This window comes from Azospirillum himalayense (assembly GCF_042657465.1).
GTDB lineage: Bacteria > Pseudomonadota > Alphaproteobacteria > Azospirillales > Azospirillaceae > Azospirillum > Azospirillum himalayense.
Genome location: NZ_JBHSLC010000035.1, coordinates 157,433 through 176,370 on the forward strand (window position 1 = coordinate 157,433; position 18,938 = coordinate 176,370).

Annotated in this window: 16 protein-coding genes and 1 pseudogene; 11 read left to right on the forward strand and 6 right to left on the reverse strand. The window is 68.4% G+C overall.

Going from position 1 to position 18,938, the window contains the following annotated elements; all coding sequences use genetic code 11:
• Positions 1-945: pseudogene (locus tag ACFPMG_RS17360) on the forward strand (flagellin N-terminal helical domain-containing protein); the annotation flags it as partial.
• 97 nt (positions 946-1,042) lie between these two features.
• Here the strand turns inward: ACFPMG_RS17360 and ACFPMG_RS17365 are convergent.
• Positions 1,043-2,623, reverse strand: a complete 1,581-nt coding sequence (locus tag ACFPMG_RS17365) for a S10 family peptidase (RefSeq protein WP_376996374.1) — start codon at positions 2,621-2,623, stop codon at positions 1,043-1,045.
• On the opposite strand from ACFPMG_RS17365, the gene ACFPMG_RS17370 reads away from it, so the two are divergent.
• Positions 2,622-2,771 (forward strand): hypothetical protein, encoded by a 150-nt coding sequence (locus ACFPMG_RS17370; RefSeq protein ID WP_376996375.1) that lies wholly within the window; start codon positions 2,622-2,624, stop codon positions 2,769-2,771. The genes ACFPMG_RS17365 and ACFPMG_RS17370 overlap by 2 nt on opposite strands.
• Positions 2,772-2,834: 63 nt before the next feature.
• Positions 2,835-3,317, forward strand: coding sequence for a bacteriohemerythrin (locus ACFPMG_RS17375; RefSeq protein ID WP_376996376.1), 483 nt, complete (start codon positions 2,835-2,837; stop codon positions 3,315-3,317).
• 125 nt (positions 3,318-3,442) lie between these two features.
• Here the strand turns inward: ACFPMG_RS17375 and ACFPMG_RS17380 are convergent, their stop codons facing one another.
• Positions 3,443-7,162 (reverse strand): vitamin B12-dependent ribonucleotide reductase, encoded by a 3,720-nt coding sequence (locus ACFPMG_RS17380; protein ID WP_376996377.1) that lies wholly within the window; start codon positions 7,160-7,162, stop codon positions 3,443-3,445.
• Positions 7,163-7,689: 527 nt separating this feature from the next.
• Between ACFPMG_RS17380 and ACFPMG_RS17385 the strand changes: the two genes are divergently transcribed.
• Positions 7,690-8,175 (forward strand): PRC-barrel domain-containing protein, encoded by a 486-nt coding sequence (locus ACFPMG_RS17385; RefSeq protein ID WP_376996378.1) that lies wholly within the window; start codon positions 7,690-7,692, stop codon positions 8,173-8,175.
• A 50-nt stretch (positions 8,176-8,225) separates the two neighbouring features.
• On the opposite strand, the gene ACFPMG_RS17390 is transcribed toward ACFPMG_RS17385, so the two are convergent.
• The 3 genes from ACFPMG_RS17390 to ACFPMG_RS17400 all read right to left on the reverse strand — a co-directional run bounded on the left by ACFPMG_RS17390 (position 8,226) and on the right by ACFPMG_RS17400 (position 10,828).
• Complete coding sequence (locus tag ACFPMG_RS17390; protein ID WP_376996379.1) at positions 8,226-8,690, reverse strand: bacteriohemerythrin; 465 nt, start codon at positions 8,688-8,690, stop codon at positions 8,226-8,228.
• Between the two features lie 98 nt (positions 8,691-8,788).
• The gene (locus tag ACFPMG_RS17395) at positions 8,789-9,802 is read right to left on the reverse strand and encodes a DUF6352 family protein (RefSeq protein ID WP_376996380.1); all 1,014 of its coding nucleotides are present in this window, start codon (positions 9,800-9,802) and stop codon (positions 8,789-8,791) included.
• A gap of 84 nt (positions 9,803-9,886) precedes the next feature.
• Positions 9,887-10,828: an alpha/beta fold hydrolase gene (locus tag ACFPMG_RS17400; RefSeq protein WP_376996381.1), complete on the reverse strand. Its 942-nt coding sequence runs from the start codon at positions 10,826-10,828 to the stop codon at positions 9,887-9,889.
• A 140-nt stretch (positions 10,829-10,968) separates the two neighbouring features.
• Between ACFPMG_RS17400 and ACFPMG_RS17405 the strand changes: the two genes are divergently transcribed.
• Positions 10,969-11,601 carry a septal ring lytic transglycosylase RlpA family protein gene (locus ACFPMG_RS17405; RefSeq protein ID WP_376996382.1) on the forward strand — a complete coding sequence of 211 codons (633 nt, stop codon included), beginning with the start codon at positions 10,969-10,971 and terminating at the stop codon, positions 11,599-11,601.
• Here the strand turns inward: ACFPMG_RS17405 and ACFPMG_RS17410 are convergent.
• The gene (locus tag ACFPMG_RS17410; RefSeq protein ID WP_376996383.1) at positions 11,598-12,419 is read right to left on the reverse strand and encodes an SDR family NAD(P)-dependent oxidoreductase; all 822 of its coding nucleotides are present in this window, start codon (positions 12,417-12,419) and stop codon (positions 11,598-11,600) included. The two genes, ACFPMG_RS17405 and ACFPMG_RS17410, sit on opposite strands and share 4 nt — an antisense overlap.
• Before the next feature lie 353 nt (positions 12,420-12,772).
• On the opposite strand from ACFPMG_RS17410, the gene ACFPMG_RS17415 reads away from it, so the two are divergent.
• The 6 genes from ACFPMG_RS17415 to ileS all read left to right on the forward strand — a co-directional run bounded on the left by ACFPMG_RS17415 (position 12,773) and on the right by ileS (position 18,927).
• The gene (locus tag ACFPMG_RS17415) at positions 12,773-13,222 is read left to right on the forward strand and encodes a MaoC family dehydratase (protein WP_014239679.1); all 450 of its coding nucleotides are present in this window, start codon (positions 12,773-12,775) and stop codon (positions 13,220-13,222) included.
• Between the two features lie 166 nt (positions 13,223-13,388).
• A complete protein-coding gene (locus tag ACFPMG_RS17420) occupies positions 13,389-14,345 on the forward strand; it encodes a bifunctional riboflavin kinase/FAD synthetase (protein ID WP_376996384.1) in 957 nt (318 codons plus the stop codon).
• 5 nt (positions 14,346-14,350) lie between these two features.
• Entirely contained in the window at positions 14,351-14,527 is a 177-nt protein-coding gene (locus tag ACFPMG_RS17425; protein ID WP_014239676.1) for a hypothetical protein, read from the forward strand.
• Between the two features lie 63 nt (positions 14,528-14,590).
• Positions 14,591-15,073 (forward strand): DUF29 domain-containing protein, encoded by a 483-nt coding sequence (locus ACFPMG_RS17430; RefSeq protein WP_376996385.1) that lies wholly within the window; start codon positions 14,591-14,593, stop codon positions 15,071-15,073.
• 82 nt (positions 15,074-15,155) lie between these two features.
• On the forward strand, positions 15,156-15,863 hold the full coding sequence (locus tag ACFPMG_RS17435) for an orotate phosphoribosyltransferase (protein WP_376996386.1): 708 nt from the start codon (positions 15,156-15,158) through the stop codon (positions 15,861-15,863).
• Positions 15,864-16,071: 208 nt separating this feature from the next.
• Entirely contained in the window at positions 16,072-18,927 is a 2,856-nt protein-coding gene (gene ileS, locus ACFPMG_RS17440; protein WP_376996387.1) for an isoleucine--tRNA ligase, read from the forward strand.
• The last annotated feature ends 11 nt before the right edge of the window (positions 18,928-18,938 follow it).

An 18,938-nucleotide genomic window follows, 5' to 3' on the forward strand; every position in this document is an offset into this window, starting at 1 on the left:
TCGATCGGCCAGACCGCCCGCGTCAACATCGCCAACCAGCTGAAGGCGTCGATCAACAACGCGCTGGGCGCCAACGGCCGCCTCAGCGGCAAGGACGTCCAGACCGTCACGACCAGCACGACCGGCACGATCACGCTGTCGGGCGCGACGACGAGCAACGCCGCCCGCGAGATGACCGTCAAGGCGACGGCCGAGAACGCCCTGACCAAGCGCATCTCCGAGAGCTTCGCGTCGGGCACCATCGTGTCCTTCACGGTGGACCGCAACCTGCTGGAGCAGGCCGCCAACAACGGCAACGGCATCTCGACCATCGAGAAGAAGGTCGACATCCAGATCCAGGTCAGCAACCTGAACGGCGCCACGGTGACCCGCGACGGCATGGCCAATCGCGGCGAGGGCAAGCTGTCGGAAGGTGAGAACGCCTTCGCGTTCGACACCGGCACGGTGCGCTTCAACGTCGACCAGAAGAGCATCAAGCAGGCGGCGGCGGCCAACTCGGCGGCCAACCTGGTCTCGGTGCAGGTGACCGACGCCAACACCTCGAACGATCTGACGGTGCAGCTCAACGAGCGCAACACCAACGCGATCACGGTGCAGTCCCAGAACCTGACCACCAGCGGCCAGGGCCTGCGTCTGGACTACGCGCAGAACGACTGGACCGATCGTGCCGACATCGACAAGGCGGTCGCCAGCATCGACTATGCGAAGCAGACCCTGCGTTCGGCCTCGCAGACGCTGTCGACCAACCTGAACATCATCACGACCCGCGAAACCTTCACCAAGGAATTCAGCGACGTGCTGGTCGAAGGCGCCAACAAGCTGACGCTGGCCGACCAGAACGAGGAAGGCGCGAGCCTGCTGATGCTGCAGACCCGTCAGCAGCTCGGCACCATCGCCCTCTCGCTGGCCAACCAGTCGCAGCAGTCGATCCTGCGTCTGTTCTAACCGGCTGGGTCCAGCCGGCGACCACAGGCCGAGGCAAGGCATTGCGCAGCAGGCGCCCCAACCGGGGCGCCTGTTTTCTTTCGTCCGACCGCTGTCCTTACCGCAAGGCGGCCTCGACCAGGGCCCGCGCGTCGGCGGCCAGCTTCGCGCGCTCGGGCGCGCGGGTGTACATCATGTGACCGCCCTCATAGACCGTCACGGCCACCCGGTCGGCCTGCCCCTCCGGCAGTTCCAGGCGGGACGCCACCCAGCGCGACGCCATGTAGGGGGTGATGAGGTCGGTGCGCCCATGGGCGATCAGCACCCTCAACGCGGGCTGCAGGGTCAGGGCGGCCTGGAGATCGTCCACCGCGCTGGGCTGGCCGGAGCGCGGCCATTCCCAGCCCCGGTTCACCCGGTCGCTGAGCAGGTCGAACGGCACCTCCGTCCGCACGCCCAGCCACTCGTGGGCGAAGGCGGCGAAGGCGGTGGTGTAGGTCGGCACCGTGCCCTTCAGGAAGGGATCGAAGGACAGACGCGCCGCCGACGGGTCGGGGTCCGCGGCGGTGAAGGTGCCGTCATAGACGCTGGCCACCCGCCCCCGCCCGCGCAGCAGCTCGCGGGCGAAGACGTCGGTGGGGATCGCGCCGCGGAAGCGGGTGACCAGTTCCTCCGGCAGGCCGGTGGTCCGCGCCACCTCGGCGAAGAAGCCCTGCGCCGCGCCGGCCCGGCGATAGTCCAGCCCGGCCAGCCCGGTGAGGTAGCCGGTGAAGGCGTAGCGCTCGGCCGCCTCCGCCGCCTGCTCCGGCGTGCCGGCAACCAGACCGTTGGCGGCGGCGGAGGCCGCGTAGGCGGGGAGCCGCAGCGCCGGCACCAGAAGCCCGTCACCGCCGCGGATGGTGGCGAAATCGACGACCGGCGACACCATGATCAGCCCGTTGACCGCGATGCCGGTGTCGTCGATCAGCCGGTTGGCCATCTTGGCGATGCGGAAACCGCCATAGCTTTCCCCCACCAGGAATTTCGGCGACTCCCAGCGCCCGTTGCGGGTCAGCCAGAGCCGGACGATCTCCGCCATGGCCCGGCTGTCGGCGTCGACCGACCAGAAGCGCTTGCCGGGGTCCTCGTCCCGCCGCTCGCCCTCCTCCTTTCCACCGTCACGCCGTATGCTCCGGCTGTAGCCGGTGCCGACCGGATCGACGAAGACCAGATCGGTGAAGGCCAGCCAACTGTCCGGGTTGTCGAGCAGCGGGGCCGGCGGCCGGGTCAGCGACCCGTCGTCGTTGAAGCCGACCACCTTCGGCCCCAGGGCGCCCAGATGCAGGTAGGCCGAGGACGCTCCGGGGCCGCCGTTGAACACGAAGGCGACCGGCCGCTGGCCGCGGGACGCCCCATCCAGGGTGTAGGTGACGGTGAAGACACGGGCCGCCACCTCCTCGCGCGGACCGTCGCGCAGGGGCAGGAACTCCGCCACCGCCGTGTAGGCGAGCGGTCCGGACGGCAAGGGCAGCTGGTGCCTGGTCTCGCTGCGCTGGGCGTCGAACCCGCCGCCGGTCCGCTCCGCCGGCTTCGGCGCGCTCTGGGTCTGCTCCGTCTGGGCCGGTGCGTCTGGAGCCGGTGCATTCTGGGCGTTCGCGACCTGGAACGGCGGCAGCGCCAGCAGGGCGAGCAGCGGCAAAAGGCGGAGGCGGCGGTTCATGGCACGTCGCATGGCGCATCCCGTCGGCTGTGTCGTCACAGGCCCGCATATTGACCCGCGCCCGGCGTCCGGCAAGGACGCAGACCCTTGGCGCGCGTTCGGGATCATCGCCGAAACCGCGACAATTTATCTCAATTCAAACCATTGATGCACATACGACCGTGTTTATGATGCCCAAGCTTTCACCACTTTAAGCCGAGTCACCGCGATCATGGACATGCCCACCGAGAATTTTCAGGATCTCGTCTGGAGCGACGATCTTGCGTTGGGCGTCGAGCACATCGACGAGCAGCACAAGCATTGGATCGAACTGGTCCAGGCGTTCCATGTCGCCGTCGCCGAAGGCCGCTCCCGCGAGGAGGTCTATCGGACGCTGGCCGATGCGGTGGTCTATACGGAGATTCACTTCGCGAGCGAGCAGAAGGTGATGGAGGAGGCCGGCTATCCCTTCCTGGCCGACCATCTGGTCCAGCATTCCCTGGCCTGGGAGCAGCTGCACGCCTTCACCACCGGCAACGTGCCGGAGGAGAACATTGCCGAGTATCTGGCGGCCTTCCTGCCGCAATGGCTGATGCTGCACATCAACTCCGCCGACCGCCAGTTCGCCCGCTGGCTGAAGGAGCGCGACGCCGTCCCGGCGGAGCTGGCCGACGCCCAGCTGTCCGGCCGCGTCTTCCCCAACATCCCGGTCTGATCCCGTCCCGCTCCCGCCGGAGCGTGCGTTCACGGCAGCCCGCATGAAAAAGGGCGCGCATGGAAAAGGGGAGGTCCGAAGACCTCCCCTTTTCCATGCCATGCCGGGGATGGAACCGGCTGGCCTCAGCTGCAGCCCGTGGTGGAGCCGCAGGTGTCGCACTTCAGGCAGGTGCCGTTGCGGACAAGCGTCATGTTGCCGCACTCCCCGCACTGATCCCCCTCGTAGCCGCGGGCGCGGGCCTCGCGGATGCGGTCGTAGCGCTGGTCGCCGTTGCTGCCGCCGTAGGCCGTGCCGGTGGTGCCGCCGACCGGGGCCGTGCCGCCGGCATGGACCACCGCGGCGCCGACCGCCGGGCTGGAGGCCACCGCCGCGTGGGCGGCGGACGCCGTGGCCTGGACCGCGGCGCCGGTGGCGGCCAAGGCCGCCGCGGCGGACGCCCGCTGGGTCTGCCCGCCGTTCAGGACGCGCAGGTTGTTACGGACATAGCCGGTGGACGCGACCTTGCGGACGATGTCCGACGGCTGGACCGCGCCGGTCTCCGGCAGGTCGCCCTGCTTGTCGCCGCTGCCGACCGTGAAGGGCACCAGATCCTCCGGCGTGGCGTGCGCCAGATCGGTGCGGCCCAGGTAGGAGATGGCGATTTCGCGGAAGATGTAGTCGATGACCGAGGTCGCCATCTTGATGGTGTCGTTGCCGGTCACCATGCCCGACGGCTCGAAGCGGGTGAAGGTGAAGGCCTCCACGAACTCTTCCAGCGGCACGCCGTACTGCAGGCCGATCGACACCGCGATGGCGAAGTTGTTCATCAGCGAGCGGAAGGCGGCGCCCTCCTTGTGCATGTCGATGAAGATCTCGCCGATGCGGCCGTCCTCATATTCGCCGGTGCGCAGGTAGATCTTGTGGCCGCCGACGGTCGCCTTCTGGGTGTAGCCCTTGCGGCGGTGCGGCAGGCGCTCGCGCTCGGTGCGCTTGCGCTCGATGATGCGCTCCACGACCTTCTCGACGATGCGCTCGGACACCATCTGGGTGCGGGCCGCGTTCGCCGCCTCGACGATCTCCTCGACCGCGTCCTCCTCGTCGTCCAGCAGGGCGGCGGAGAGCGGCTGGCTCAGCTTGGAGCCGTCGCGGTACAGCGCGTTGGCCTTGATGCCCAGGCGCCAGGACAGCAGGTAGGCGTCCTTGCACTCCTCGACCGTCGCCGTGTTCGGCATGTTGATGGTCTTGGAGATGGCGCCGGAGATGAAGGGCTGCGAGGCGGCCATCATGGTGATGTGCGATTCCCAGGACAGGAAGCGCTTGCCGATGCGGCCGCAGGGGTTGGCGCAGTCGAACACCGGCAGATGCTCGTCCTTCAGGAAGGGCGCGCCTTCCAGCGTCATGGCGCCGCAGCAGAAGGTGTTCGCCGCCTCAAGCTCGGCCTTGGTGAAGCCGAGAGCGGTCAGCAGGTCGAAGCCCGGCGCGTCCATCTGCTCGGCGGGGATGCCCAGCGTGTCGACGATGACGTCGGCGCCGACCGTCCAGCGGTTGAAGGCGAACTTGATGTCGAAGGCGGTGGCGAGGTTGCCCTCCAGCTTCTCCAGCACCTCGGCCGGGAAGCCCTTGGCCGTCAGGGTCTCGTGGTTGACGCCCGGCGCGCCCTTCAGCGTGCCGTGGCCAACCGCGTAACGCTCGATCGCGGCGATCTGGTCGGCGGTGTAGCCCAGCGTGCGCAGGGCCTCCGGCACCAGACGGTTCACGATCTTGAAGTAGCCGCCGCCGGCCAGCTTCTTGAACTTCACCAGCGCGAAGTCCGGCTCGATGCCCGTGGTGTCGCAATCCATGACCAGGCCGATGGTGCCGGTCGGGGCGACCACCGTGGCCTGGGCGTTGCGGAAGCCGTGCTGCTCGCCCAGTTCCAGCGCCATGTCCCAGGCGCGGACGGCGGCCATCGCCAGTTCCTGCTCCGGGCACTCGTCGGCGACGAAGGGCACCGGCTTGACCGACAGGCCCTCGTAACCCTCCATCTCGCCACAGGCGGCGCGGCGGTGGTTGCGGATGACCCGCAGCATGTGGTCGCGGTTCTGCTCATAGGCCGGGAAGGCGCCCAGCTCCTGCGCCATCTCGGCGGAAGTGGCGTAGGCGACGCCGGTCATCACCGCGGAGATGGCGGCGCAGTAGGCGCGGCCTTCCGCCGAGTCGTAGGGCAGGCCGGAGGACATCAGCAGGCCGCCGAGGTTGGCGAAGCCCAGGCCCAGCGTGCGGAACTCGTAGGACAGCTGGGCGATTTCCTTGGACGGGAACTGCGCCATCAGCACGGAGATTTCCAGCACCATGGTCCACAGGCGGCAGGCGTGCTCGAACGCCTCGACGTCGAAGGAACCGTCCTTCAGACGGAACGACATCAGGTTCAGCGAGGCGAGGTTGCAGGCCGTGTCGTCGAGGAACATGTACTCCGAGCACGGGTTCGAGGCGTTGATGCGCCCCGAGGCCGGGCAGGTGTGCCAGTCGTTGATCGTGGTGTCGAACTGCACGCCCGGATCGGCGCAGGCCCAGGCGGCGTAGCCGACCTTGTCCCACAGGTCGCGGGCGCGGAGCGTGCGATGGACCGTGCCGTCGGTGCGGCGGATCAGCTTCCACTCGTCGTCGTTCAGGACGGCCTGGATGAAGTCGTCGGAGATGCGCACCGAGTTGTTGGAGTTCTGGCCGGCCACCGTCAGGTAGGCGTCCGAGTCCCAATCGGTGTTGTAGGTCTTGAACTCGATGCTGGTGAAGCCCTGGCCGGCGAACTGGATCACGCGCTGGACGTAGTTCTCCGGCACCTGCGCCTTGCGGGCGGCGACGATGGCCTTCTTCAGCTCCTTGTTGACCTTCGGGTCCTGGCCGTCCTGGGCGGCGGCCATGATGGCGGTCAGGTGCTCGCGGCAGATCTTGGAGCCGGTGACGAGGGCGGCGACCTTCTGCTCCTCGGTCACCTTCCAGTCGATGTAGGCCTCGATGTCCGGGTGGTCCATGTCCACCGTGACCATCTTGGCGGCACGGCGGGTGGTGCCGCCCGACTTGATGGCGCCCGCCGCGCGGTCGCCGATCTTCAGGAAGCTCATCAGGCCCGACGACTTGCCGCCGCCGGCCAGCTTCTCACCCTCGCCGCGCAGGCGGGAGAAGTTGGAGCCGGTGCCCGAGCCGTACTTGAACAGACGCGCCTCGCGGACCCACAGGTCCATGATGCCGCCCTCGTTCACCAGATCGTCGGCGACGGACTGGATGAAGCAGGCGTGCGGCTGCGGGTGCTCGTAGGCCGAGGCGGAGGAGGTCAGCAGGCCGGTCTTGAAATCGACGTAGAAATGGCCCTGGCTCGGGCCGTCGATGCCGTAGGCCCAGTGCAGGCCGGTGTTGAACCACTGCGGGCTGTTCGGGGCCGCCATCTGGGCGGCCAGCATGAAGCGCATCTCGTCGAAGAAGGCGCGGGCGTCGGCCTCGGTGTCGAAATAGCCGCCCTTCCAGCCCCAATAGGTCCAGGTGCCGGCCAGACGGTCGAAGACCTGCTTGGCCGACTTCTCACCGGAGTAGCGCTTCTCCTTCGGCAGCGCTGCCAGAGCCGATTCATCGGCGGTCTTGCGCCACAGCCAGGACGGGACGGTGTTCTCCTCGACCGCCTTCAGGGCGACCGGAACGCCGGCCTTGCGGAAATACTTCTGGGCCAGGATGTCGCTGGCGACCTGGCTGTAATTGTCCGGAACCTCGATGTCCGTCTGCTGGAAGACCACAGAGCCGTCGGGGTTGCGGATCTCGCTCGTCGTGCGGCGGAAGCCGAGAGCGGCGTAAGCATCCTGACCCTCTTTCGTGAAACGACGCTGGACCCGCATGTGACTCGTGCTCCCTCTGGCTGGCGAACAAAGGTGTCGCGCTCCGTGCGGCGCAGCTCGCGCTGGCTGACGAACGCAACACCCTGTATGTTGGTGCGCATCCTAGCCTCAAGCTTTGGGTCAAGCAAGAGCCGGCCCAAGATATTGTGTGCTTGACGCGGGGCTACCTCCTAGATATGGCGCGTCATGTCAACGGACCAAGCCGCCGCCGGTTCCCGGAAAAAATCCGCACACCCCCATATCTAGTCCCCGGCAGCAAGCCTCCGGCGCCCGGTTTCTGTAAGGAATCCGTCACTTTCACGGGGTTGCCGGGCCCCTCCGACCCCAGGAGTCACGGGAGGCGAATCGGCGGTACGCCCTTCTCCCGCCCGCCGCCCGCAATCCCACTTTTGCCTGCTGGACCGGTCCCCCGGCGAGGCACCGGGACGGCGTCCCGAGTCGCCCTACAATGTCACAGGCGACCCCGCGTGACCTTTCCCGCTCCCTCCGGTTGGAAGGGTCGGTTTCGTGCAACGAGGAGACCTTCCATGCACAAGACGGTGATCGCGACCCTGTCCGCCCTGGCGCTGACGACCGGCGCCGCGGTGGCCCAGACCGGCACCGGCGGTTCGGCCCAAACCCCGGGCGCCCAGGCCCCGAACTCGGTCATCATGGACCAGGGCCAGAGCGCCCGGCCGGCCGGCACCACCGGCAGCGCCAGCGTCGAGCATCTGATGAGCCGCACGGTGATCGGCGCCGACGGCGAGAAGGTCGGCAAGGTGACCGACGTGATCCTCGGCCCGGACGGCAACGCCCAGCTCCTGGTGATCCAGAGCGGCGGCTTCCTCGGCATCGGCGGCAAGGAGATCGCCGCGGACATCGCGCTGGCAGACGTGCTTCCGGGCAACGGCCCGATCACGCTGCGCGACGTCACCCAGGCGAGCGTGCGCGACATGCCGGAGTTCCAGTACAGCGACAGCATGACCTCGCTGAACCGCGGCCCGAAGCACAGCGGCGAGTCGAACAAGCAGTAATCATCAGGGGACAGCGCCCCTCTCCCGCCGTGGGAGAGGGGCTTTGCCTTTTACGCCTCCACCCCGCGCTCGCGCAGGTAGGCACCCAGCTTGGTGTCCACGCCCAGGATATGGCCGGACAGCCATTTGGCGAGAAAGCCGAGCACGAAGGCGCCTTTCTCCCCACCCGCATCCAACGCGCTGTTCACGTCGTGCAACTGGCGGACGAAGCTGTCGTGCAGCGCCTTGTGGGCGGCGTAATCGGGATAGCCGTGCTCGCGCATCAGCGTCTCTTCCCGGTCGAAATGGGTGTCGGTGTAGTCGAGCAACTCCCCCAGCACGTCCTGGATCTCGCTGTCGGCGCGGAACTCGTTCACCGCGGTGACGAATTCGTTGAACAGCTCGAACAGGCGCTTGTGGTCGGCGTCGATCACGGCGTTCCCGACGCCGAAGCCGTCCTGCCACGCCATCGTCTCCCAACGCGGGTCGGCAAGGTTCGGCTTCATCGTCTTCGGCTGCGTTGTGTTTAATTGCATGACGTTTCCCCCTTCAGGAAACATCCTTATAAGCCGCCGCCCACCAGCCGCCGGGGCGGCAGATAGTCACACTGAAATTATGGTTATAGGGTAGCCGGTCAGTTCGTCGGCGCCAGCGGCAGGTTGACCAGCAGATTCTGCGGCTTCAGGCGCAGCTTGCGGTCGGCGGTCATCGCCAGGGCCAGATAGACGGGCCGCCCGGCGATGTCGGCGCGCATGGCCGCCGGATCGGCGAACTCCAGCCGGAACAGCGACAGGATGCGGGCCAGCCGTTCCTCCCCCACCTCGGCCCCGTTGTAGAGGTCGTTGAGGATCGCCGTGGCCTCCCCGTCCAGCCCGACATGCCAGACCCAGCGCTCGTCGCTGATCCGCTGCACGGGATGGATCGACACCGCCACCCCCAGGAAATGCCGCACCCAGCCCTCCAGAACGCGGCACAGCGCGTCCAGCCCGGCCGCGGCGAAGGTGATGTCCAGCACGGTGTCGTGCCGCGAATCGCGCTCCCAATAGCGGGAATGGTTGGTCTCGTCGAGGATGTCGAGATCGACGGAGCGCGGGGCGGTCCCGGCCTCCACCACCAGCCGGCCCAGGCTGCCGAAGCCGCCGGTCGCGGCCAGCATCTCCACCGTCTCGCTGTCGGCCAACCGGACACGCCCGTCGTCCACCGACACGGTCTGGGGCCGGAAGAACAGCTCCCCCGCCCGCGCCCGCAGGCCCGACGGCGTGCCGTCCAGGACGTTGCGCAGAATCACATGGGCCATCTGGTCGATGAAAAGCCCCGGCACACCCCGCGCGCCCTCGCGGAACAGGCGGAGGTAGCAGCCCTCGACCGTGCCGGCGGCGAGCAGCCGGTCGCGGAAACCCAGCCAGACCGCCCAGTTTTCCCGCGCGTCCGCATCGGCCAGCGCCTCCACCATGCCCGGCGGGACGGGGCGGGCGGGATCATCGAGCAGTCCGGCGAACAGCGTGTGCTCGGTCTCGCAGGCGTCCTCGGGCGGGCGCATCTCCGGCCGCATCAGATAGGCGCGCAGGAAGTCCGGCGTGACCGCCAGCCAGCCGTCGGCATCGCGCGTCAGCAGATGGAAACCGGACTCTTTCCAGAAATCGGACATGGAAGGCAGACCCTTGAACATAAAAGTGGGCGCGCGGGCGCCCGCGCCAAGGATCTAGCACAGCCCGGCCTACAGATGCCCCGTTTATAGATGCAGGGCGGCGAGGAACGCGTCGATGTCCGCCCACACCCGGTCGCGGATGTCGTCGCGTTCCATCAGCAGCTCGTGCTTGGCGTCGGCATGTTCCTTCAGCACGACGTTGCCCAGCCGGGCGGCGGCAAGCCGGTGCGACTCCGAGCGGACGATGGCGTCGGCGGGGGCGCTCAGCAGCAGGATCGGCGTCGTCACCCGCTCCAGCGGTGCGGTGAAGCGGATGTGGTCGGCGGCGCGCAGGGCCGCACGCACCCAGCCGAAGCTGACCCCGCCCACCCGCAGCTCGGGCCGGTCGCGGAAGGCGTCGTGGTAGGTGGCGTAGCGGCGGGGGTCGGAGGTGATGGGGTTGACCGGGGTGAACAGCCCCTCCACCGGGTCATAATCGTGCTGGCCGAAGGCGTATTCGGCGGCCCGCCCGCGGGCGCACAGGCGTTCGGCCAGCCAGACCGCCATGCGGCGCGGCACCGGACCGGTGAAAATGTCGAACATCGGGGCCGTCAGCACCGCCGCGTCGTACAGGGCCGGGTTGCGCAGCAGCGCCATCAGCGCGACCAGCCCGCCCATGCTGTGGGCGACCAGCAGCAGCGGCCCGTGCTGCCGCGGCCTAACCATCTGATCCACCACTTCGTCGAGATCGCCGGCCAGCGTGTCGAAGCTGTCCAGGTGATGGATCTGGGGGTTGGGCAGCGGCCGGTCGGACAGGCCCTGGTTGCGCCAGTCGAAGGAGAAGACCTCGAAGCCGCGGGCGAGCATCGCACCCGCCGTCTCGGCGTATTTCTCGATGAACTCCGCCCGGCCGGTCAGCAGCAGCGCGGTGCCGCGCGGCGGGGCTTTGGTGGCCGTCCAATGGGCGGTGCGCAACCGGGTCCCGTCCGCCATCGTCACCCAGCCGAACCGTGGCTCAACACCCAGATCCGCCACGGTCACTGCCATTCCTGCGCGCTCCATTGTTGCCCGAACGATTGAAGCATCATCGGGCCGGGCGGGTCCAGCCCACGGCACGGAGGCGGCCATCCGGTGGAACCCCCGTCCTCCCACGGGTGTTGTCGAGGTCCAATGGGAGGTACATTCGAATGCACATGGCGCGTAAACTGTCGATGGCGCTCTGCGCCCTGTCTCTGACCCTGTCCCCCATGGCCGTCGCCCAGGCCCAGCCCTCATCCAAATCGCAGAGCCCCAAGGACGCGTCGGTGCCGCCGATCGCCGTGGAGCGCACGGACGAGGGCGAGCCGGTGATCGTCCATGAGGGCGAGGCGTCCTTCTACGGCGGCTCGTTCCACGGCAAGAAGACGGCCAGCGGCGAGCGCTTCGACCAGAACAAGCCGACCGCCGCCTCGCGCGAGCTGCCGCTGGGCAGCAAGGTCACTGTGACCAACCAGGACAACGGCAAGAGCGTCGACGTCATCGTCAACGACCGCGGCCCCTATGTGGACGGGCGGGTCATCGACCTGTCGAAGAAGGCCGCCAAGCAGCTCGACATGATCGACGACGGCGTGGCCCCGGTCCGCGTCGAGGCCAAGCCCTCCGAACAGCCGACCGAAGCCGTGAAGGAGAAGGTCGAGGCCAAGGCCGAGAAGGCCGACCAGACCCAGGTGGCGGAGCAGCCGGGCTCCCAGAGGAAGGGCAACGGCGCCGCTCTGTCCGGGTCGTCCGGGGCCGGTTCGTCCCGCACCGACCGGCAGAGCGGGTCGGGGTCCGACCGCTAAGCCCCTCCGCGCGGCGGACGGACGGTCCTGCGCGCGCGCTGGCCGCGGTCGAAGGCGGCCAGCAGCGCGCCCAGCCCGTCCGACGCCGCGTGGCGCGACCACAGGAAGGGGCGCAGCATGTTGCGGGTGCCGAAGCCATGCACATGCACCGTGCGGCGCCCCAGCGCCTGCAACCCCTCCCGCGCCACGTCCAGCGGATCGGCCGCCCCCGGCAGGGCGTTCAGGGCGAAGCCCGCCCGCTTGCCGAAGGCGGTGCGGGTGGCGCCGGGGCACAGCACCAGCACATCCACCGGCATGCGCTTCAGCTCCGTCGCCAGCGCCTCGCCATAGGCCAGGACGAAGCTCTTGCTGGCGCAGTAAGTCCCGAGAAACGGGATCGGCTGGAAGGCCGCCGTGCTCGACAGCAGGATCAGCCCGGCCCGCCGCCCGTCGCGGGCGGCCCGTTCGATCATGCCGGGCAGCAGCGCGCGGGTCAGCACCGTGGTCGCCACCACGTTCAGCTCCACCGTCGCCCGCTCCGCCTCCGGGGTGTTGTCGAGCACCGGCCCGAAGGCGCCGGACCCGGCGTTGTTGATGAGCAGGTCGATCTCCAGCGTCTCCGCCTTCTGGATCAGGGCGTTCCGCCCCGCGTCGGTGGTCAGGTCGGTGGCCAGCACCTCCACCCGGCGTCCGGCGGCCTCCAACTCCGTCTTGGCGGTGTTGAGGGCCTCGGCGTTGCGGGCGGCCAGCAGGAGGCCGGTGTCGACGGGCAAGGCGCGGGTGAAGCCGGCGCCGATGCCGGAGGTGCCGCCGGTGACCAGCGCGAAGCGGTGGGGCATGGGTCGGATTCCATCGCGGTTCGGGGGATGAGAGGTGACGGTTGGCCGCGGCGGCGGGAAGTCAAGCTGTCCGCCCCCGAGTCGGCACGCATTCCGCGGTGCAGCAGGGCGAATTGTCAGTGTACATATCAACTGGAGCCGCTCCGGAGTTTTACTGTCACGGAACTGAAATCGCCGGACCGGAGGAAATAGGCAGGACGCCTCGACTGCCTCCTCTTTCGAAAGAGGTTAGCGGTTTTTTCACTTTTTCAGGCGAGTCGTGTTGCCATCACGTGGTTGCAGTGCATATATCGCATTGCACCATACGTGTTGTCGCGCCGCTCTGCCGGTGCTTGATGAAAAGGAACCGCGGTATGGATGATGTTCGCCAAGTCCTGAAGGACAACGAGGGCCACTGCATCGAGGATTTGACCGTCGGCATGACGGCGTCCTTCGCGAAGACGGTTACCGAGGCGGACATCGTGCTGTTCGCCGGCATCTCCGGCGACACCAACCCGGTCCACCTGAACCAGGAATACGCCAGCGGCACCATGTTCCAGGGCCGCATCGCCCACGGGATGCTGAGCGTCAGCTTCATCTCCGCCGTTCTGGGCACCAAGCTGCCGGGCCCGGGCGCCATCTACATGAGCCAGACCGTGCGCTTCAAGGCGCCGGTCCGCGCCGGCGACACGGTGACCGCCCGCGCCACCGTCACCGAGATCATCCCGGAGAAGCGCCGCGCCGTCGTCCGCACGGTCTGCACCGTCGGCGAGACGGTGGTGATCGAGGGCGAGGCCCTGCTGATGGTCCCGTCGCGCGGCTGATCCTGCAGGCAAGCCTTTAAAGATCGAAATGACTTGCCGGTCGCCGGTGCGTAGACCACGCGCCGGCTCCGGTCTATATAAGACGCCCATGGCATGGCCCGCCCCCGGCGGGCCGCCATCGTTTCCGGGGGCCGCCCGCGGCCCGCAGACCATCAGGGCGTGACGCATGCGATTGTTCCGACACACCGCCGACCTGCCGGAGGACGCCCACGGGGCCGTCGTCGCCCTGGGCAACTTCGACGGGGTGCACCGCGGCCATCAGGCGGTGATCGCCACCGCCCAGCGGATCGCCCGCGATCTCGGCGCGCCCTCGGCGGTGATGACCTTCGAGCCGCATCCCCGCTCGGTCTTCCGCCCCGACGACGCGCCCTTCCGCCTGTCGCCCTTCCGCGTCAAGGCCCGCCACATCGAGGCGCTGGGGGTCGACCTGCTGTTCGTCTGCCATTTCGACGAGAGCTTCCTGCACAAGACCGCCGACGCCTTCATCCAGGAGGATCTGGTGGCCGGGCTGGGCGTGCGGCACGTCGTCTGCGGCTACGATTTCCTGTTCGGCCACGGCCGCGGCGGCGACCCCGCCCTGCTGCGGCAGGCCGGTGCGGCCCACGGCTTCGGCGTGACCGAGGTCGGGCCGGTGTCCGACGACGCGGAAAGCGTCTATTCCTCCACCCGCGTGCGCGACGCGCTGGTCGCCGGCAACCCGCGCGAGGCGGCCCGGCTGCTCGGCTCCCCCTGGGAGATCGAGGGCCGCGTGGAGCATGGCGACCACAAGGGCCGCACCATCGGCTTCCCCACCGCCAACGTCGAGCTGGCCGACTATCTGCGCCCCGCCTTCGGCGTCTACGCGGTGCGCACCGGGGTGGACCAGGGGGCGGGCACGGTCTGGCGCAACGGCGTCGCCAACCTGGGCCGCCGCCCGACCGTGGGCGGAACGGTGGAGCGGCTGGAGACCCACATCCTCGACTTCGATGGCGACCTCTACGGCCAGCATCTGCGCGTCCAGCTCATCGAGTTCCTGCGGCCGGAGCGCAAGTTCGGCAGCTTCAACGAGCTGAAGGACCAGATCGTCCAGGACGCCGCGGCGGCCCGCGCCGTTCTCGCCCAAGAACCGCCGTCGGAAGGCTGAGCGACATGGACCGCGTGATCCTCCTATTGTTCATCCTGAACCAAGGCGGCCCGACCACCATCGAGTTCCAGACGATGGAGCAGTGCAAGGCCGCCGAGCCCGCCATCGTCCAGGCCTACCGCGAGATGACCGGCAACCCGGTGCTGACCCGCTGCATCGCGCTGGCGCTGCCGGGGAAGTGAGCCCCATGGACCGCCCACGGCGTTCCGGGTAACCTGACAGACGGATTCCACCGGGAGGGTCCCATGCCCGACGGCCGCCTCTACGACACCGACTGGTACGCCTGGACCCTGGAGCAGGCCGCCGCCCTTCGTCGCATGGCCGAGACGCGCGTCAACTCCGAGTTGGATCTGGAGAATCTGGCGGAGGAGGTCGAGAGCTTGGGCCGCAGCCAGGAAAGCGCGCTGGTCAGCGCCCTCACCCATATCATCGAACATCTGCTGAAGCTGGAGCATTCACCGGCCCTGGCACCACGCAACAAATGGATGCTCAGCGTCGTGGAGCAGCGTGGCCGGGCGGTCTACGCGCTGGAGGACAGTGGCACCCTGGCGCGCAAGGCGCCCGATCTTCTCCCGAAGGCGTGGAAGCAGGGGCACCGGCTGGCGGCCAAGGCTCTGGAGCTGTTCGACGGCGTGGCGCCCGAAGCCCTTCCCACCGATTGCCCCTACAGCCTCGCCCAGATTCTGGGCGACGACTTCATCCCGGCCAACCGGCACGGGCTGGGCTGACCGGCAAGGACCGGCCATTGCGATTCGCACGCCGCGGGGCTACACACGGGGCAGTTTGAGCCTCCCTGGGAGCCGTTAGGCCATGACCACCGCCGCCCTGCCCGCCCCTGTCAATGGTGATCGGGCCACCATCGCCGCCACCGCCGCGAAGATCCTGCTGGAAATCAAGGCGCTGCATTTCAACGCCGAGACGCCCTTCATCTTCACCTCCGGCTGGGCGAGCCCGGTCTACACCGACTGCCGGCGCATCGTGTCCTTCCCGCGCGCCCGCAAGGCTCTGATGGACTTCGCCGTCCAGACCATCGAGCGCGAGATCGGCTACGAGAGCATCGACGCGGTGGCCGGCGGAGAGACGGCGGGCATCCCCTTCGCCGCCTGGATCGCCGAGCGGCTGGAGCTGCCCATGCAGTATGTCCGCAAGAAGCCGAAGGGCTTCGGGCGCAACGCCCAGATCGAGGGCGTGCTGACCGAGGGGCAGCGGGTCATCCTGGTCGAGGACCTTGCCACCGACGGCAAGAGCAAGGAGAACTTCGTCACCGCGCTGCGCAACGGCGGCGCCACGGTGACCGACAGCTTCGTGATCTTCCATTACGGCATCTTCCCGCAGTCGAAGACCAACATGGACCGCATCGGCGTCCGCCTGCACGAGCTGTGCACCTGGTGGGACGTGCTGAAGGTGGCCCGCGAGAACCAGTACTTCGACGAGAACACCCTGTCGGAGGTCGAGAAGTTCCTGAACGACCCGGTCGGCTGGTCCGCCGCCCACGGCGGCAAGGCCAGCTTCGACTGACGCCGCCCGGAGGCGCCGCGCCTTGACCGCACCGCCCACACCGCTAATATCCCGCGCGATGCTGCATCCGGCGTGGGTCATGGCGCGTATGGCGCGAATTACCAACCCGGCCTCCTGAGGGGGGCCGGGACCGCCTCGTTTGTGCGTGCGTCGGGGGCCTGACCGCTGCCGCCCGACGGTTCTGCTTCAGGTTCAGGATATCCCCGACATGACCCGCGACTACAAGTCCACCGTCTTCCTGCCCCGCACCGACTTCCCCATGCGCGGCGGCCTGCCCACCAAGGAGCCGGAGCTGCTGAAGCGCTGGGAGGACATGGGCCTCTTCCAGCGGCTGCGCGAGACGGCGAAGGGCCGTGAGAAGTTCGTCCTGCACGACGGCCCGCCCTACGCCAACGGCAACATCCACATCGGCCACGCCGTCAACAAGGTGCTGAAGGACGTCATCGTCCGCTCGCGCCAGATGCAGGGCTTCGACTCCAACTACGTCCCCGGCTGGGACTGCCACGGCCTGCCCATCGAGTGGAAGATCGAGGAGAAGTACCGCGCCGAAGGCAAGGACAAGGACGAGGTTCCGCTCAACCAGTTCCGCGCCGAGTGCCGCCAGTTCGCCCAGAAATGGGTGGACGTGCAGGCCGGCGAGTTCCGCCGCCTGGGCGTCGAGGGCAACTGGGCCGACCCGTACCTGACCATGACGCTGCCCGCCGAGGCGCAGATCGTCCGCGAGATCCACAAGTTCGCCATGAACGGCGGCCTCTACAAGGGCGCCAAGCCGGTCATGTGGTCGGTGGTGGAGAAGACCGCGCTGGCCGAGGCGGAGATCGAGTACCACGACCACACCTCGACCACCGTCTTCGCGCGCTTCGCCATCTGGGGCTCGCCGGCGCCGGAGGTCGACGACGCCAACATCGTCATCTGGACGACCACCCCCTGGACCCTGCCGGGCAACCGCGCCATCGCCTTCGGCGACGAGATCGAATACGCGACCTACAAGGTGCTGGCGGTCGAGGAGGGCAGCCTCGCCGAGGTCGGCGAGCGGCTGGTCATCGCCACCGCGCTGGCCGAGAGCGTCTTCAAGGAAACCAAGATCACCGACGCGCGGCTGCTGCACCGCTTCCCCGGCTCGCGTCTGGCCGGCGGCTACTGCCACCACCCGCTGACCCGCAGCGGCTACGACTTCAAGGTGCCGCTGCTGGCCGGCGACTTCGTCACCACCGACGCCGGCACCGGCTTCGTCCACATAGCACCCGGCCACGGCGAGGACGACTTCCACCTCGGTCAGGCCAACGGCATCGAGGTGCCGCAGACGGTCGGCGAGGACGGGCGCTACTACGACCACGTCCCGCTGTTCGCCGGCCTGCGCGTCTACACCGCCGAAGGCAAGCCGGGCGAGGCCAACGGCGCCGTGCTGAAGGCCTTCCAGGAGGTCGGGGCGCTGCTCGCCAAGGGCCGGATCAAGCACAGCTACCCGCATTCCTGGCGGTCCAAGGCTCCGCTGATCTTCCGCACCACGCCGCAGTGGTTCATCTCCATGGAGACGAACGACCTGCGCAAGACGGCGCTGCAGGCGATCTCCGACACGACGTGGTTCCCGGCCCAGGGCGAGAACCGCATCCGCGCGATGATCGAGCAGCGCCCGGACTGGTGCATCAGCCGCCAGCGCGCCTGGGGCGTGCCCATCGCCCTGTTCGTCCGCAAGGACAACGGCGCGATCCTGCGCGACGCCGAGGTGTTCAACCGCATCGCCGACGTCTTCGAGAAGGAAGGCTCCGACGCGTGGTTCGCCCGCCCGGCGCAGGACTTCCTCGGCAACGCCTACCGCGCCGACGATTACGAGCAGGTCAAGGACATCGTCGACGTGTGGTTCGAGTCCGGCTCGACCCACGCCTTCGTGCTGGAGCAGCGGCCCGAGCTGAAGTGGCCGGCCTCGCTGTACCTTGAAGGCTCCGACCAGCACCGCGGCTGGTTCCACTCCTCGCTGCTGGAAAGCTGCGGCACGCGCGGCCGCGCGCCCTACGACGCGGTGCTGACGCACGGCTTCACGCTCGACGAGCAGGGCCGCAAGATGTCCAAATCGCTGGGCAACGTGGTCGCCCCGCAGGAGGTCTGCGACAAGTACGGCGCCGACATTCTGCGCCTCTGGGTGGTCAGCACCGACTACACCGAGGACCAGCGCATCGGTCCGGAGATCATCAAGTACCAGGCGGACCATTACCGCCGCCTGCGCAACACGCTGCGCTACATCCTCGGCGCGCTGGCCGACTATGCCCCGGCCGAGCGCATCGCCGTGGCGGAGATGCCGGAGCTGGAGCGCTGGGTCCTGCACCGCCTGTCGGAGCTGGATGCCCTGGTCCGCGCCAAGATCGAGGCCTACGACTTCCACGACCTGTCGGTGGCGATCCACAATTTCTGCGCCGTGGAGCTGTCGGCCTTCTATTTCGACGTCCGCAAGGACAGCCTCTACTGCGACGCGCCGGGCTCGGTCCGCCGCCGTTCGGTCCGCACGGTGATGGAGCATCTGCTCTCCACCCTGACCGCGTGGCTGGCCCCGATCCTCTGCTTCACCGCGGAGGAGGCGTGGCTGGCGCGGCCCGAGGGCCTGACCGGCACCGAGGGCTGGAGCGAGGAGAGCGTCCATCTGCGCGTCTTCCCGGCCATCCCGGCGGAGTGGCGCAACGACGATCTCGCCGCCAAGTGGGAGTCCATCCGCACCGTCCGCCGCACCGTCACCGGCGCGCTGGAGCTGGAGCGGGCCAACAAGAAGATCGGCTCGTCCCTGCAGGCCAACCCGACCGTCTTCGTGGACGCGGCGACCAAGGCATTGCTCGACGGCGTGGACTTCGCCGAGATCTGCATCACCTCGCAGATCACCGTGGCGGAGGGCACGGCCCCCGAGGGAGCGTTCGTCCTGCCGGACGTGGCCGGCATCGCGGTGGTGCCCGGCCTCGCCGAAGGGGGCAAGTGCGAGCGCTGCTGGAAGATCCTTCCGGAGGTCGGCACAAACGCCGCACACCCGACGCTGTGCCTCCGTTGCGCCGAAGCCGTGGACGCGGAACCGGCGTTCTGATTGGGCTTGGC

Excerpts from the sequence above, each read along its gene's own strand:
- ACFPMG_RS17430 (WP_376996385.1), top strand. The coding sequence starts at position 14,591 with ATGCCCGACGGCCGCCTCTACGACACCGACTGGTACGCCTGGACCCTG.
- ACFPMG_RS17405 (WP_376996382.1), top strand. The coding sequence starts at position 10,969 with ATGCACATGGCGCGTAAACTGTCGATGGCGCTCTGCGCCCTGTCTCTG.
- ACFPMG_RS17400 (WP_376996381.1), bottom strand. The coding sequence starts at position 10,828 with ATGGCAGTGACCGTGGCGGATCTGGGTGTTGAGCCACGGTTCGGCTGG.
- ACFPMG_RS17415 (WP_014239679.1), top strand. The coding sequence starts at position 12,773 with ATGGATGATGTTCGCCAAGTCCTGAAGGACAACGAGGGCCACTGCATC.
- ACFPMG_RS17435 (WP_376996386.1), top strand. The coding sequence starts at position 15,156 with ATGACCACCGCCGCCCTGCCCGCCCCTGTCAATGGTGATCGGGCCACC.
- ACFPMG_RS17380 (WP_376996377.1), bottom strand. The coding sequence starts at position 7,162 with ATGCGGGTCCAGCGTCGTTTCACGAAAGAGGGTCAGGATGCTTACGCC.
- ACFPMG_RS17385 (WP_376996378.1), top strand. The coding sequence starts at position 7,690 with ATGCACAAGACGGTGATCGCGACCCTGTCCGCCCTGGCGCTGACGACC.
- ACFPMG_RS17365 (WP_376996374.1), bottom strand. The coding sequence starts at position 2,623 with ATGAACCGCCGCCTCCGCCTTTTGCCGCTGCTCGCCCTGCTGGCGCTG.
- ACFPMG_RS17425 (WP_014239676.1), top strand. The coding sequence starts at position 14,351 with ATGGACCGCGTGATCCTCCTATTGTTCATCCTGAACCAAGGCGGCCCG.
- ACFPMG_RS17370 (WP_376996375.1), top strand. The coding sequence starts at position 2,622 with ATGGCACGTCGCATGGCGCATCCCGTCGGCTGTGTCGTCACAGGCCCG.
- ileS (WP_376996387.1), top strand. The coding sequence starts at position 16,072 with ATGACCCGCGACTACAAGTCCACCGTCTTCCTGCCCCGCACCGACTTC.
- ACFPMG_RS17390 (WP_376996379.1), bottom strand. The coding sequence starts at position 8,690 with ATGCAATTAAACACAACGCAGCCGAAGACGATGAAGCCGAACCTTGCC.
- ACFPMG_RS17375 (WP_376996376.1), top strand. The coding sequence starts at position 2,835 with ATGGACATGCCCACCGAGAATTTTCAGGATCTCGTCTGGAGCGACGAT.
- ACFPMG_RS17395 (WP_376996380.1), bottom strand. The coding sequence starts at position 9,802 with ATGTCCGATTTCTGGAAAGAGTCCGGTTTCCATCTGCTGACGCGCGAT.
- ACFPMG_RS17410 (WP_376996383.1), bottom strand. The coding sequence starts at position 12,419 with ATGCCCCACCGCTTCGCGCTGGTCACCGGCGGCACCTCCGGCATCGGC.
- ACFPMG_RS17420 (WP_376996384.1), top strand. The coding sequence starts at position 13,389 with ATGCGATTGTTCCGACACACCGCCGACCTGCCGGAGGACGCCCACGGG.